Genomic DNA, 15,339 nt, shown 5'->3' with positions numbered 1-15,339 from the left:
GAATCATTTGCATATCATCAATCACATGATATGGATGCCAAAATTTTACAATGTATGAATCAAGAATGAGGTACGAAATGGACAGTAAACACTCTGCACTGAATGCACGTAAACAGCAAGCAACGCCTCGTGGTGTTGGTGTCATGTGTCAATGGTATGCGGAGAAAGCAGAAAATTCGACGATTTGGGATGTAGAAGGCAATCAATTTATCGATTTCGCAGGCGGCATTGCAGTACTGAATACGGGTCATCGCCATCCTAAAATTATTGCTGCTGTTACTGAACAATTAACAAAATTTACCCATACTGCTTATCAGGTTGTTCCTTACGAAAGTTATGTCTCTCTTGCTGAGCGTATTAATGAACGTGCACCGATTGAGGGTGCTGCAAAAACTTCATTCTTTTCTACTGGTGCTGAAGCGGTCGAAAATGCAGTCAAAATTGCTCGTTCACATACGGGTCGTCACGGCATTGTGACTTTTGGTAATGGTTTCCACGGTCGTTCATTTATGACGATGGCAATGACTGGTAAAACTGCTCCTTACAAACGTGACTTTGGGGTGATGCCTGCTGGCGTTTTCCATGCACGTTATCCAGTAGAATCAAAAGGCATTACGGTGGATGATGCTATCCAGAGTGTTGAAGATGTTTTTGCTGAAGATATTGCTGCACATGATGTTGCTGCGATTGTGCTTGAGCCTGTACAAGGTGAAGGTGGCTTTAATGTTGTACCCGCAGAATTTTTAACACGTTTACGCGCATTATGTGATCAGCATGGTATTTTGATGATTGCTGATGAAGTTCAGTCAGGCTTTGCCCGTACAGGCAAGTTGTTTGCCATGAACCACTATGAAACTAAAGTAGATCTTATTACGATGGCAAAAAGCTTGGGTGGTGGTTTCCCAATCTCTGCTGTGGTTGGACGCGCTGATGTGATGGATGCACCAAATCCTGGTGGGCTAGGTGGTACGTATGCAGGTAGCCCAATTGCTGTTGCTGCAGCGCATGCGGTGATTGATGTTATTGAAAGTGAAGGTCTGTGTGATCGTGCCAATGTATTGGGTGCTGAATTGGTTTCAGTCTTAAATACACTTAAAGCCACCAGCAATGTAGTGACCGATATTCGCGCATTGGGTTCAATGGTTGCGGTTGAACTGGAAACCGCTGAACAAGCCAAAACTGTGCAAAATTATGCAATGCAAAATGGCTTGTTGATTTTAACCTGTGGTCGTTATGGTAATGTGATTCGTTTTCTTTATCCTTTAACGATTCCAACAGAGCAATTCCGTGAAGGCCTTGCTATTTTAAAACAAGGATTTGCAACTTTAACTGCATAATAATGAATGAGTGATTGAAATGCTTCCAGATCATTTGAAAGATTTATTACAGCATCCTGATGTTTGCTTTGAGCAGCCTTTAAACGGCTGTTATATTGAAGTGAATGATGCTGCAACCAACGAAACACTGGCATGGGTCAAATCACTTGACCGTCAGGCTGTAGAACAGGCGATTGCCCGTTCACAGGCTGCGCAAACTACATGGAAGGCGCAAACTGCATTGCAGCGCGCTGATGTTTTGTGGGCTTGGTACAACTTAATGTTGCAGAACAAAGAGCAATTGGCGCAAATACTGACCGCAGAACAGGGCAAGCCCTTGGCGGAAGCGCGCGGTGAGATTGCTTATGCGGCATCATTTATCCGCTGGTTTGCAGAACAGGCACGCCGTATTGATGGTGAGGTGCTTACACCAACCCTAGCAAATCAGCGTTTGTTGGTGATTAAGCAAGCCATTGGGGTGACTGCGGCAATTACACCGTGGAATTTCCCTGCGGCGATGATTACCCGTAAAGCTGCGCCAGCCATTGCTGCTGGTTGTTCGATGCTGGTGAAACCTGCTGAGCAAACGCCATTAACAGCCTATGCTTTAGAAGTATTGGCGCTGCAAGCGGGCTTACCGCAAGATGTATTGCTGCACATTAGCGGTGACGCGATTGAAGTCGGCAAAACGCTGTGCGAAAGTGATAGCGTGAAGAAGCTGAGCTTTACTGGTTCGACTCAAGTTGGCCGTATTTTGATGGAGCAGTGTGCGCCAACCATCAAAAAACTGTCGCTTGAATTGGGTGGAAATGCACCGGTATTGGTTTTTGATGATGCCAATCTGGAGCAGGCTGTCCAAGGCATTATGGTCAGTAAATTCCGTAATAGTGGTCAAACTTGTGTCTGCGCGAATCGTATTTATGTGCAAGATGGCATTTATGATGCGCTGGCTGAAAAGCTGACTGCTGCCGTAGCCAATTTAAAAGTAGGTGACGGCCGTCAGGAAGGTTCGACCCAAGGCCCGTTAATTGATGAAGATGCCATTGCCAAAGTGCAGTCACATATTGCAGATGCAGCCAGCAAAGGTGCGCAGATTAAAATTGGCGGTCAGCGTTCAAGTTTAGGTGGCACTTTCTTTGAGCCAACCGTGCTGACTGAAGTGACCCAAGACATGAAGGTTGCTAAAGAAGAAACATTTGGCCCATTGGCTGCATTATTCCGCTTCAGCACTGAAGAAGAAGCGGTTGCGATGGCGAATGATACCGAATTTGGCTTGGCAACTTATGTGTTCACGCAGAATACCGCGCGTCAATGGCGTGTGGGCGAGGCGTTGGAATATGGCATGGTCGGCATAAACACTGGTGCTATTTCAAATGAAGTTGCTCCGTTTGGCGGGGTGAAGCAATCTGGTTTAGGGCGTGAAGGTTCTAAATTTGGTATTGATGAATACCTCGAAATGAAATATCTGTGTGTGGATTTATCCTCATAAATAAATTCCCACAGTGACCCGTTAAAATCAGCCTTGCCCATTCAAGGCTGATTTTTTTTAATTCATCATAATTTTTAAAATAATCATTAACTGCTTTAAACATTAAAAAAATAATACAGAAAGCTTTGAATTCAACACCCTTCTTATGATCTACCCGCGAAAGTAAAAATTAGTTAACGAAATGTCAGAGAAATAAAAAAAATAGATTTGGTTTCAGGATGAACCTGATTGCTGAAATTGTGAATGGGATAAATGTACACCAACTTTTGCAAGAGTAATTAAACCTTCCACTGAATTTAATCGGGCATGACTCGCATCATAAGTGGCTTTTATTGCGTATAAAACCTTTAGCTCATTTAAATATTAACTTTAAGTTAATGAAAGTGATTGGAGGTTGATTGATCAAAATCTAATAAAACGCTTTTATAGGCTTAGACCAAAATACAGAATTAGGATAAATGACATGGATGGTTCGGTTCAGAACAAAGAACGTAAATGGAATACACGTCGACAGGCGAAACAGCTCAAAATAGAAATGGTCAGTAAGTATGCTGATGGCGTGGTTATTCCAACCCAAGATATTGTTAAGGTTTTAGAAACATTAATTACTGCGGGTGATCGAGTTGTTTTAGAAGGCAACAACCAGAAACAAGCCGATTTCCTTTCTCGCTCTTTGGCACAAACTAATCCCGATGTTTTGCATGATCTACATATGATTATGCCGAGTGTCGGACGTCCTGAACATCTCGATTTATTTGAAAAAGGCATCGCTCGTAAACTCGATTTTTCATTTGCTGGCACACAAAGTCTACGCATTAGTCAGTTGATTGAAGATGGTTTACTCGAAATTGGTGCGATTCATACTTATATCGAACTTTATTCACGCTTATTGGTTGATTTAATTCCGAATGTCGTGCTTTCAGCAGGTTTCATGGCGGATCGCGAAGGCAATATTTATACTGGCGCAAGTACAGAAGACACGCCAGCATTGATTGAACCCGCAGCCTTTAGCGATGGCATTGTGATTGTGCAAGTGAATGAATTGGTGGATGACGTTAAAGATTTGCCACGGGTTGATATTCCTGCTTCTTGGGTCGATTTTGTAGTTGTGGCTGACAAACCTTTCTATATTGAGCCTTTATTTACCCGTGATCCTAAACATATCAAGCCTGTGCATATCCTAATGGCAATGATGGCAATTCGCGGAATTTATGAACGGCATAATGTACAGTCGCTGAATCATGGCATTGGTTTCAACACTGCTGCCATTGAACTGATTTTACCAACCTATGGTGAGTCTTTAGGTTTAAAAGGAAAAATTTGTACAAATTGGACGCTAAATCCACATCCGACTTTAATTCCTGCCATTGAAACAGGCTGGGTTCAAAGTGTGCATTGTTTTGGTACAGAGCTAGGAATGGAAAAATATGTTGCGGCACGACCTGATGTATTTTTTACAGGTCGTGATGGTTCACTGCGATCTAATCGAATGATGTGTCAGCTTGCGGGTCAGTATGCGGTGGACTTATTTATTGGCGCAACCTTGCAAGTCGATGGCAGCGGGCATTCTTCAACAGTAACCAAAGGTCGTTTGGCTGGTTTTGGTGGCGCGCCAAATATGGGGCATGACCCACGAGGGCGTCGTCACGCTACGCCTGCATGGTTGGATATGCGTCCATCAGGTGCAACAGAAACCGAGACCTATCTTGCACGTGGCAAAAAACTGGTTGTGCAAATGGTGGAAACCTTTCAGGAAGGTGGCAAACCCACTTTTGTACATACCTTAGATGCAGTAGATGTAGCCAAAAAAGCCAATATGCCTTTAGCACCTATCATGATTTATGGCGACGATGTAACCCATCTTTTGACTGAAGAAGGCATTGCTTACTTGTATAAAGCCCGAAGTTTAGAAGAACGTCAGGAGATGATTGCTGCTGTTGCAGGAGTGACTGAAATTGGCTTAAACCATAATCCTAAGACAACAGAGCGTTTAAGACGTGAAGGATTGGTGGTGTTTCCAGAAGATTTAGGCATTCGCCGTACAGATGCCACGCGTGAATTACTGGCTGCAAAAAATATTGCGGATCTTGTGACATGGTCTGATGGGCTGTATCAGCCTCCAGCAAAATTCAGGAGCTGGTAATGAATGCACGTGTTCAACCTTACATTAGCCAACATTGTATTTTACTCGCAGATTTTGCAGTCCATGCTTTAGTTGCAGAAGTGAATTTAACCCCAAAACCTGCATTGGTGGATCAGCGTGGAAGCGGTGCCCATGATGATTTAACACTAGATTTGATGGAGCGTTCAGCCCACAGCTTACAGCCGATGTTTGTGGCAATGGCACAGGCTGCCTTTCAACATAGAACGTGTTCACAAGCATTACGTGAAGCGATTGGTGAAATTGGTCGTGTCGGTGAAGCCACCATGTTACACACCACGGGTGGGGTGAATACCCATCGTGGCGCAATTTGGGCATTAGGATTGATGGTCACAGCAGCGGCATTGGCCAGTTTGACTGCAAAACCAGTACAAGCTGTTGAACTGTGTCAATTAGCAGGAAAAATTGCACAATTTGAGGATCGTTGTATTCCTCGACAGGCACTCAGTCACGGTCAACAAGTACAAAAAGCATTGGGCATCAGTGGTGCGAAAGCACAAGCGCAGCAAGGGTTTCCTACAATTGTGAAGTTTGGATTACCTGAACTGGATAAAAGCCGTCAAACACAGGGTAATGAAATAACTGCACGGGTAGATGCTTTGCTTGCCATGATGACCACCCTTGATGATACCTGTGTTTTATATCGTGCAGGAGAAGCTGGATTAGCGCGAATGCAGCAGGGTGCTCAAGAGGTGCTGGATTTAGGTGGTTATTCAACCTTTGCTGGACAACATGCATTTAATTTTTTAGAACAGGATCTTTTGCGCTTAAGAGCCTCACCAGGTGGGGTTGCAGATTTACTTGCAGCCACATTATTTATTGATCGTGTTGAGCAATTTTATTTTAACAATAAATAGGAAATGCAGTAATGGAAATACTCAAGTTTGAATTTGCAGCTGGAAGTAGTCCAACTAAAAAAGCATTGGTTGGTTGTGTAGGCTCGGGTGATTTAGAAATTTTAATGCAACCGAGTCAAACAGAAAAGATGTCAATCCATGTTGTCACATCGGTTGATGGTAGTTCAAAGCGTTGGGAAAATTTGTTTGAACGAATGTTCAGTGATCAAGCACCACCCGCTGTACATATTGATATACATGACTTTGGTGCAACACCGGGAGTTGTTCGCCTACGTTTAGAACAAGCATTTGAGGAGGTGAACGGTGGCTAATTTTCAAACTTTACTGGCAAAACAAAGCTTTATTGAACTAAGTGCAAGAGAACGTGCCAAAGCATTATTAGATGAACAAAGTTTTCGTGAATTATTAGATCCTTTTACACGAATGATGTCACCTTGGTTGCCAAAGCAGAATATCGTGCCACAAGCAGATGATGGTGTTGTGGTTGCAAAAGGCACACTTCAGCAAAAACCTGTTGTCATTATCTCGATTGAAGGTATTTTTCAGGGTGGAAGCCTAGGCGAAGTGGGCGGTGCAAAAATTGCAGGTGCATTAGAATTGGCCGCAGAAGATAACCGTAAGGGCATTCCAACCGCAGCAATTTTGTTACTTGAAACGGGTGGTGTACGTTTACAAGAAGCGAATTTGGGACTTGCCGCTATTGCAGAAATACAAGCAGCAATCGTGGCACTTAGACAATATCAACCTGTGGTCGCGGTCATTGCGGGGAGTGTTGGCTGTTTTGGTGGCATGTCGATTGCAGCAGCATTATGCAGTTATTTGATTATGACCCAAGAAGGACGTTTAGGACTAAATGGCCCACAAGTCATTGAGCAAGAAGCGGGCGTGCAAGAATATGATTCGAAGGATCGGCCATTTATCTGGAGTGTTACGGGCGGACAACAACGTGCTGCAAGTGGCTTGGTTGATGCCTATGTTGAAGATGACCGTCAGCAGATTAAACAGCAAGTTTTACAGTATTTAAACCAAGGTGTACCGACATTACATCGCAGCTCAAACTATGATTTTTATTTGAATCATTTACAGGGCGTTGATACGACAGAGCAAGCTACACCACTTCAAGTTCGTACTTTATATCAAGGAGAACAAGCATGAATATGGATGTACATGCAGTTAAGACATCAATACGTGGTCAGCATTGGTTTCAAGCACTCACTGCTGACTTTAGCCGAATCGAGCAAGGTGCCGAATCAGTCTGGGTTGCAGATGGACAAATGGCAGGAAAAACAGTTCGTGTCATTGCCGTTGTTCCAGATCAACACAATCTTTATCCGCGTGCTCAAAATGGTGAGGTGGGGTTATTAGAAGGTTGGACATTGGCCAAAGCGGTAGATGATGTGATTCGATCTGATCAAGACAGCGATCAAAAACGTGCAATCTTATGTATTGTTGATGTCCCAAGTCAGGCTTATGGTCGCCGTGAAGAACTTTTTGGTATTCATCAGGCCCTTGCTGGTGCAGTAGATAGTTATGCGCGAGCACGTTTGGCAGGACATCCTGTGATTAGTTTATTGGTTGGAAAGTCGATGTCTGGTGCATTTTTAGCCCATGGCTACCAAGCAAATCGTATTATTGCGCTTAAAGATACAGGTGTTATGGTACATGCCATGGGGAAAGAGTCGGCTGCCCGTGTGACACTGCGTACCGTGGATGAGTTAGAAAAACTTGCCGCAAGTATTCCACCGATGGCATACGACATTGAAAGCTATGCCACATTAGGCTTGTTATCCAGTCTTTTAACCGTCGTGAATCCTGAACAACCTACAACTGAAGATATTGCATGTGTTCAAGAGGCATTTTTACATGCATTGAATGACATTCAAGCCACTGGTTCAACGGGACTTGAACATCGCTTACATGGTGAAAATAGGCAAGCTTCGAAACAGGTGCGTGAACTTTTGCGTGAGCAATGGTGATGCAAATGCATCTTCAAGCACATGATCTGTTATGGGGCATCACGCTTGATTGTTTAGAAGCCGATTTACCTACGTGGGTCAAGGCTGCTATTGCACAAAATCAGCCAGTTGTTGTACGACGCGCTACGACAGATCCTACATTAGTTGCAGTGGGGATACGAGGTACAGCAAGACATCAACGCTATGCTGCACACATGCCAATCGCTGCGATTACCAAGCAGTTAAAACCAGAGGCATTGAGTGATGTGAACTTACACAGTTTTCCGCATTTGATGAACCGATTGCAGATGATTCATAAGATATTGAATCAAAAAAATTGGGTCTGGGGATATACAGGAAGCGTTGGATTTGAACTGGCAACGGGTATTCAGACAGTGACTGAAAACAGTGACATTGATCTTTTGATTCGGACAGAGGAATTTTTGAAGAAGGATGAAGCAAAACAATTGCTTCATCAGCTGGAACAAACCGAATTAAAGCTGGATGTGCAGCTTCAAACGCCAAATGGCGGTGTGGCACTTAAAGAATGGGCAAGGACGACGGGAAAGGTATTACTAAAACGAAATGATGGCGCAGTTTTGGTAAACAATCCTTGGCAGTAAAAGGATGAAGGCATGAGTTCAATTTGGGTATATCCAGGTCAAGGTGCGCAAAAGGTCAATATGTTGCGTGATTTACCACAGACTACTTTGGTTCAACATTATCTTGAACAGGCAACAAATATCCTTAAACAAGATGTGTTGTTGCTGGATCAGCCAGAAGCGCTGAAATCAACTTATGCTGTGCAGCTTTGTTTGTTTATTTCAGGCGTTATTAGTTCTTCTTTAATGTCGGAACAAGGAGTTAAACCCGATTATGTTGCAGGCTTGTCCATAGGTGCTTGGGCTGCGGCAACAGTAGCAGGAGTCTTGAGTTTTGAAGATGGACTCAAGCTGGTTGCGCTTCGTGGACGTTTAATGCAGCAGGCCTATCCTTCAGGTTATGGCATGACAGCTTTGATGGGTACAACTCAATCTGATGTAGAGATTTGGGTTAATCAGGTTTATCAGCAGAATCAAGATATTTTTATTGCCAATTTGAATACAGCAAATCAAATCGTGATTTCTGGATCAAATCAAGCAATGAAACAGGTTGCTGAAAAAGCACAGGAAAATGGAGTATTGGCCAAGCGTTTAGAGGTGAGTGTGCCATCACATTGTTCATTATTAGATGTTCAGGCAAAACAATTGGCTGAACACATAAAGGGAGTTGCGCAACAACAGCCGAATATACGTTATTTAAGTGGAACATCTGCTCGTTTACTCGTGAAGAAAGAGCAAGTTATTGAAGATATCAGCTTCAATATGTGCCGAATGATTGATTGGGAAAGTACGGTTCAATCCGCTTGGGAAAGAGGTGTACGTTTGCAGATTGAGAGTTTGCCGGGAACCGTCTTAACAGGATTAGCCCGTCAGACATTTAAAGAAGGAACTGTGCTGTCTTTTCAAGGAACACGTTTACACAGTCTTATTGGTGCTATGCATAAAGAAAGTGCCCGATCACTGAATGCATAAATAGATAAATTTAAGTCATCATCCAAGGATATGAGGAATTAACAATGATTATATATGGAACAGCACTCTTAGCCATTTGCCATTTATTAGGAGACTATTTTGGTAATACGTTGGGTATGTTACTCGGTGTCAAAGCAAATGTAGGTGGTGTAGCCATCTCGATGATCTTGCTTATTTTATCAAAAGAGCTTTTAGCCAAGAAAGGATATCTGCCACAAGGAACTCAATTTGGTGTGTTGTATTGGTCAGGGATGTACATTCCAATTGTTGTTGCCATGTCTGCTGGCCAGAATGTTGTGGCTGCACTATCAGGCGGAATGTTAGGGCTGATCGTTTCAGTTGCATCATTAATCGGTACTGTTTTGGTGATTCGTTATTTAAATAAAATGAATAACGATTACGAGGTCTATGAATGGCCAGTTGAAGCTAAGGAAAAGACAGCTTAATTTCCGTTATAAAAAATACGAGTTCAATGATTAAAAGGAATTAAATAATGGATGCTTTAATTACGGTATTAAGTAAAAATGCGCTGGTTACTGCACTTGCAGTCACAGGGTTAATGATGTTTATTTCTCATTTACTTTCAAAGTATTTGACCAGAGGTAAGCTTCAAAGTTCGGCAATTGCAATTACATTAGGCTTAGTGGTGGCATATTTTGCAGGCGTGTATACACAAGGAACAAAGGGAATTTCAGATATTGCTATTTTCTCTGGATTTGCTTTGCTTGGTGGTGCAATGATTCGTGACCTTGCCATTGCATCTACTGCATTTGAAGTCGATGTTAAAGAGGTAAAAAAGGCTGGAAAGGTGGGGCTTATTGCATTAGCACTGGGTTGTGTTGTTCCTTTTGTGATTGGTGCAATGACGGCATGGCTAATGGGATATAAAGACCCTGTTTCAATGACCACTATTGGTGCTGGGGCAATGACTTATATTGTTGGTCCAATTACAGGGACAGCGATTGGTGCGACTTCAGATGTCATTGCACTCTCAATTGCAATTGGTCTGATTAAGTCGGTATTCTTTATGGTGGGAACCCCATTACTGGCTAAATTTATGTACTTAAAAAGCCCGAAATCTGCCATGGTATTTGGTGGTTTGGCGGGAACCACAAGTGGAACGGCTGCTGGTTTAGCGGGTACTGATGTACGTCTAGTTCCTTATGGCGCATTGGTTGCAACATTTTATACAGGTTTAGGGTGTTTATTAGGCCCTTCAGTATTCTTTCTTACCGTAAATGCTATTTTTGGTTAAGAATGAATGGGTTTTATCCTGTATGGGCAATTTATTAAGATCTAAGGATTAAATAAATTGCCCAAATTTTATGTTAAAAATTTCTTGAAAACATACGACATTCAGCAATAAATGCCAATAAATTAGGATCACGTTCTTTACTTTTTAAGAAGACTAAACCAATTTCTTGCTTGATTTGATATTGCGCTTTAAGTCGAATTAACTTTACAGAGCTTTCATAAATTGTTGAAATTCGACCAGGCAATAAAGCCAGTCCAACCCCAGAACTGACCATACTAATTAAGGTAAAAATATCAGAAACCTGTAAAAAAACTTTAGGATCAATTTTAGCTTTTTCAAAGACCACATCACTATCGTTACGCGTAGCGAACCCTTTTGCAAGGGTCAGAAAAGTTTCATCTTTGAGCTGACTTAAATCGACTTCATCAAGTTCTGCATATTTGGAGTTCTTATGTACAGCTAAAAAAATGTCATCTTGAAACATGGGTAAGCACTCAAATTCTTGATTTTGAGTTGTTTCATTAAGCGCAACAATAATTGCATCTAACTCCGTGGCCTTTAACTTTTTGACCAAATCTAAATTTGAACTTAAAGAAAGTTGTATATCTAAATCGCCTCGTCTGAGTTTTAAACCACTAATAACACTTGGAATAGTATTCACTGTTAAAGAATACAAAGAACCTAAATGAAAAATTTTTGATGCAAATCCAGCAGCTTCTCGTGTTTTATTGACGGTAGTGACAATATCTTGAACAATTTTCTTTGAATGTTCTTCGAGGACATAAGCACTCTTTAAGGGAATTAAATTTCGACCTTCATTTTTGAACAAAGGGCAACGTAATGAATTTTCAAGAGAATGTAATGCTTTATGAACACTGACATTACTGATTTGCATTTCAACCGCTGTTTTTGACAAATTACCACATCGCATAAAAGCTAAAAAAATTTGAATTTTTTTAAGCGTCAGCTCTTCATCTATTTCCACCGAGTTTTATCCTTAAATGCTGATGGGCTTGATGGATGAATATAGCATGCCAATTTTTAAAATGTTTAATGGGATGGCCTGCTGAAAATGATGTTCGTACTGGATGTACGGTCTAATCTATCCAATCAGTGATGTAGGCTAGAAATTTGTGCTGGTTCACGGATTTTGGGGAAATACTCTCGATTGGCAACATGTCATTCCATTATTAATCAGATAAATTTCAAAGTGAATGATATTGCTAAGCGTTAGAAACATAACTTTAGAAAAAAGCAGCTATTTATGATTCAATTTTTTAATTTGCTTAACTTTTCCAATTCATTATTTTAAATAGAATGAAATAAATAAAAATATCAACTAGAAATTGCAAAAGAACACATGATATTTTGTATAAAAGCCGTACTATAAAAATGATTTTATTGAGTTTCTAATATTATGTCTCAGATAGATGTTCTCGTTCCTTTGGCTGAAATTGAAGTGAATCGGGCTGAACTTCTCTCCATTCAACGCAATGATTTGGTTCCGTTACTGAATGATCAATATCGTCTCAATCATTATGCAGACCCACTGATTCAAGCACAATCTGTGTTGTTAAATGGCGTCGATCCACATTTAACGCAGCAGTTAAGTTTAACCATCGAACAACTGATTCAATCTTTAGCAGATTCAAAAAAATATTTAAAAACGCGGAAGTTTAATGCTTTGCAAAAATGGTTGGGGATAGATTTAGAATATGGTTCTGGTCAGGTTGAATATTATAAAAATTTAGATCAGTTACTCAATCGAGCCAATCATTTAAGTCAAAAATTACAGATTGAGATTCAAAAGTCACAAGCACGTTTTCAGCAGTTGATTGGACATCGTGAGCAAATGGCAAAATACATTCGGGCTGCGCAAGAATTCTTGCAGGAATATCCGAATTTTGTACAGAATCAACATCCACTCGATAATTTTGCTGATCGGTTATCTAAAAAAATTAATACATTACAAACTTTACAAGCAAGTAATGACATTGCAATTACACAAATGCAGTTGTCTCAGCAACTGTCTTTTACCTTACTCGATCGTTTTAAAGAGGCACAGCAGGTGCTTATTCCTGCGTGGCAATATCATGTTAAACAAAGCAATCAAACCAGTTCGACAAGTGAATTGGAAAAGTTAGATAATAGCCGTGAAAATCTGATTAAAACTTTAAGAAAATCTCTCCAGAAACCAACACATTAATAATTTTCATTAGGTGTCCCATGACCAATTTTGAGCATAAAGATTTACCTACAGACGTGACTACAGATGTCGTTCAGCAAAAATTTCAGCAACTGAATTTACAAGAAATCGGATTGCAGGATTCAGACTTTAATGAAGTGATGAATGCACATAAAGAATTGGCTGAAATGAGCCATACAGCCGTTGCTGAATATGGTAAAAATATTGCGACAAAAACCTCGACCTATACCGATGAATTATTAAACTTAGTACAAAATAAAGACCTTGATGCCACAGGTCAAAAATTAAATCAGGTGGTTCAAGTTGCGCAGCAGCTGAATACCAACAGTATTTTAAATCAGAAAAAAAGTTCAGGTTTCTTTGGCAGTTTGCTTGGTAAAATGAGGGGTGCGAAGCAAAGCTTTGATCAACATTTTAATAGCACCAAAGAACAAATTGATGTGTTGGTCAAAGAAATTGAAACCTCTCAGTCGGGATTAAAAAGTCGTGTTACAACTTTGGATAAAATGTTCCATGGCGTACAAGATGAATATAAACAGTTGGGTATTTATATTGCTGCTGGAAAATTAAAAGAACAGGAAATTCAACAAGACATAGCGTTCTTAACCACACATATTCAAGATCAATCAACGGTACAAAAAATTTATGACCTCAACCATCTGGCCAATAACTTAGAAAAACGGGTCAGTGATTTACAAGTTTTACAGCAATCGGCGATGCAAACTCTACCCATGATTCGGATTATTCAATCGAATAATTTAATGTTGGTGGATAAGTTTTACGCCATTAAGAACATTACGCTGCCTGCATGGAAAAACCAAATTAGCTTGGCCATTTCTTTGCATGAGCAGAAAAATAGTGTCCAACTGGCGAATAGTATTGATGATGCGACCAATGATCTGTTGCGCCGTAACGCAGACTTGTTACATCAAAACTCTGTAGATACCGCCAAAGCTAATCAGCGTTCGGTGATTGATATTGAAACACTTGAACATGTGCAAAACACCCTCATTAAAACAGTGAATGATGTGCTTCAAGTGCAAAAAGAAGGCATGCAGAAACGTGCAGAAGCAACCACACGGTTACGTGCTTTGCAGAATAATTTGAATCATTTGGTTTTAGAATCAAATACAGGTGGGAGCAATAAGTCTTAGGATCGCTCCTAAGTTGATTGCTTACCTTTTAGGAGAAAGGATTTGCCTCCCTTAGATGAATATGCTGTGAATCCACAACAGATTGAATCGGGTGTGGTGGCGTTGAAAAAGCGCCAACGCAATGTGATGTTATTGTGCATCAGTAGTACAACCATTTTTATTGCTTCTGTTGTGGCATTATTTTTACAACATGATTTTGTCTATAGTTTTTTTGGTGTGACCACTGAACTTAAACAATTACATATGCCTATCAGTATAGATAATCATCTGGCGGCATTGGGGCAGCATTCAGATTATTTTACTAGTTTGCTGTCATGGTTTGGCTGGCTTATTCTGAAGTTGTTTGTCTCTTTTGTAGGGGCATTTTTTGTCATTCATTTTTTGAAAAAAATCCGTTTTTTTTATATCCGTTTTCAGTCTTTTATTTTGAAATTTGTCGGTTGGTTGATTGCGTTTATCGTGTTGTGGTCGGGGCTGACTTATTTACAATATGATTTAAAGCATGATGAAAATGATGCCTATGCCAAAGCGATTCAATACGATAAAAATATTCAGCAAAGTGAGCTAGCCCAATATTTACAGCAAGCTGATTTAGATGCACCCGTAAAGTCTTATTTACTGGCGCAAACTGCGTTATTGCATAAACCTGCTGATAAAGATGCCGCAATTCCTCAGGTTTTAGCTTTGATTAAAGCGGAAAAATCAGATCCGAATTTTATTGAATATGGTTTTAAACCTGAACAATTATGGACGATGCAGTATCAACTTTATGCTAAAACTTTAACACCAATGGCTGAAAGTGTATCGCGTCAAGTGGAACAGGCCGCACAAATGAGTGCCTTTGTTAAAATATTGATTATTGCGCTACTGATTGTATCTGCGGTTTTGAGTTTGATTTTATTTCTCTTAGCGCAGCATTTAAAAGGTCGAGCTTTAAGAGTAGAGCAGCGGCTTATATCTTGATCATCAACCCTAAAGGCCTGATCACGTAATTCGTAAAGTCAAAATTAAAATTTTTTTAGTAGGTATTGGATTTATGATTGTGGCATGGATGCCACACGTTTCCCATCACGACAGGGATGTCGTGTATGGGAAACAAAAGGTTTTCCTTGCGGATTCAAAATATATTTTGAGATCCTCATTTTGACCTTTCAAAAGTAGAGATAGTGCCTACGCAAAGGGAAAAGAATTAAATCAATTAAATGAGGCAGTGCTGATTTTAAAGAATCAAATATTAAACATTTTTTGATTTATGCGAGTTATCTGATAATTCGATCTTAATTATAAAAACAAACTGTTTTACCTATTTAATGGTTTGTTTTATGATGACTGCATTCAATAGACATTTACTCCTTTGGAGACGTTTGCCATG

General features: G+C 40.5%; 15 protein-coding genes. 14 read left to right on the top strand and 1 reads right to left on the bottom strand.

The features are described from left to right. Positions 1–77 precede the first annotated feature (77 nt). The 11 genes from gabT (at position 78) to madM (ending at position 10,607) form a co-directional block, all read left to right on the top strand. Entirely contained in the window at positions 78–1,337 is a 1,260-nt protein-coding gene (gene gabT, locus BLV99_RS04395) for a 4-aminobutyrate--2-oxoglutarate transaminase (protein WP_092688098.1), read from the top strand. 19 nt (positions 1,338–1,356) lie between these two features. Then, entirely contained in the window at positions 1,357–2,805 is a 1,449-nt protein-coding gene (locus tag BLV99_RS04390) for an NAD-dependent succinate-semialdehyde dehydrogenase (RefSeq protein WP_092688095.1), read from the top strand. Between the two features lie 463 nt (positions 2,806–3,268). Next, a complete protein-coding gene (mdcA, locus tag BLV99_RS04385; protein WP_092688092.1) occupies positions 3,269–4,948 on the top strand; it encodes a malonate decarboxylase subunit alpha in 1,680 nt (559 codons plus the stop codon). Continuing rightward, positions 4,948–5,823, top strand: coding sequence for a triphosphoribosyl-dephospho-CoA synthase (locus tag BLV99_RS04380; protein WP_092688090.1), 876 nt, complete (start codon positions 4,948–4,950; stop codon positions 5,821–5,823). Before mdcA ends, BLV99_RS04380 begins: the two co-directional genes overlap by 1 nt. An 11-nt stretch (positions 5,824–5,834) precedes the next feature. Continuing rightward, positions 5,835–6,134 (top strand): malonate decarboxylase subunit delta, encoded by a 300-nt coding sequence (locus BLV99_RS04375; RefSeq protein ID WP_086185653.1) that lies wholly within the window; start codon positions 5,835–5,837, stop codon positions 6,132–6,134. Next, positions 6,127–6,978: a biotin-independent malonate decarboxylase subunit beta gene (locus tag BLV99_RS04370; RefSeq protein ID WP_086185654.1), complete on the top strand. Its 852-nt coding sequence runs from the start codon at positions 6,127–6,129 to the stop codon at positions 6,976–6,978. The genes BLV99_RS04375 and BLV99_RS04370 overlap by 8 nt, the downstream gene beginning before the upstream one ends. Then, positions 6,975–7,799 (top strand): biotin-independent malonate decarboxylase subunit gamma, encoded by an 825-nt coding sequence (gene mdcE / locus BLV99_RS04365; RefSeq protein WP_092688087.1) that lies wholly within the window; start codon positions 6,975–6,977, stop codon positions 7,797–7,799. Before BLV99_RS04370 ends, mdcE begins: the two co-directional genes overlap by 4 nt. Then, positions 7,799–8,401: a malonate decarboxylase holo-ACP synthase gene (locus BLV99_RS04360; protein ID WP_092688410.1), complete on the top strand. Its 603-nt coding sequence runs from the start codon at positions 7,799–7,801 to the stop codon at positions 8,399–8,401. The genes mdcE and BLV99_RS04360 overlap by 1 nt, the downstream gene beginning before the upstream one ends. Positions 8,402–8,413: 12 nt before the next feature. Further along, positions 8,414–9,352 (top strand): malonate decarboxylase subunit epsilon, encoded by a 939-nt coding sequence (gene mdcH, locus BLV99_RS04355; RefSeq protein WP_092688085.1) that lies wholly within the window; start codon positions 8,414–8,416, stop codon positions 9,350–9,352. A gap of 44 nt (positions 9,353–9,396) precedes the next feature. Then, on the top strand, positions 9,397–9,798 hold the full coding sequence (gene madL / locus BLV99_RS04350; protein ID WP_086166528.1) for a malonate transporter subunit MadL: 402 nt from the start codon (positions 9,397–9,399) through the stop codon (positions 9,796–9,798). Between the two features lie 47 nt (positions 9,799–9,845). Continuing rightward, entirely contained in the window at positions 9,846–10,607 is a 762-nt protein-coding gene (madM, locus tag BLV99_RS04345; RefSeq protein ID WP_086185657.1) for a malonate transporter subunit MadM, read from the top strand. A gap of 73 nt (positions 10,608–10,680) precedes the next feature. On the opposite strand, the gene BLV99_RS04340 is transcribed toward madM, so the two are convergent. Beyond that, positions 10,681–11,592 (bottom strand): LysR family transcriptional regulator, encoded by a 912-nt coding sequence (locus BLV99_RS04340; protein ID WP_086185658.1) that lies wholly within the window; start codon positions 11,590–11,592, stop codon positions 10,681–10,683. Positions 11,593–12,024: 432 nt separating this feature from the next. On the opposite strand from BLV99_RS04340, the gene BLV99_RS04335 reads away from it, so the two are divergent. The 3 genes from BLV99_RS04335 to BLV99_RS04325 are packed head-to-tail and all read left to right on the top strand — an operon-like array spanning position 12,025 to position 14,930. Further along, positions 12,025–12,813: a tellurium resistance protein gene (locus BLV99_RS04335; RefSeq protein WP_092688082.1), complete on the top strand. Its 789-nt coding sequence runs from the start codon at positions 12,025–12,027 to the stop codon at positions 12,811–12,813. A 20-nt stretch (positions 12,814–12,833) separates the two neighbouring features. Beyond that, complete coding sequence (locus tag BLV99_RS04330; RefSeq protein ID WP_092688079.1) at positions 12,834–13,967, top strand: toxic anion resistance protein; 1,134 nt, start codon at positions 12,834–12,836, stop codon at positions 13,965–13,967. 42 nt (positions 13,968–14,009) lie between these two features. After that, a complete protein-coding gene (locus BLV99_RS04325; RefSeq protein ID WP_092688076.1) occupies positions 14,010–14,930 on the top strand; it encodes a hypothetical protein in 921 nt (306 codons plus the stop codon). Positions 14,931–15,339: the final 409 nt, after the last annotated feature.

Origin of the sequence: Acinetobacter kyonggiensis (assembly GCF_900107285.1) — a bacterium.
GTDB classification, from domain to species: Bacteria; Pseudomonadota; Gammaproteobacteria; order Pseudomonadales; family Moraxellaceae; genus Acinetobacter; species Acinetobacter kyonggiensis.
The sequence above is the reverse complement of the archived record's forward strand: the minus strand, read 5'-3'. Positions and strand labels throughout refer to the sequence as shown.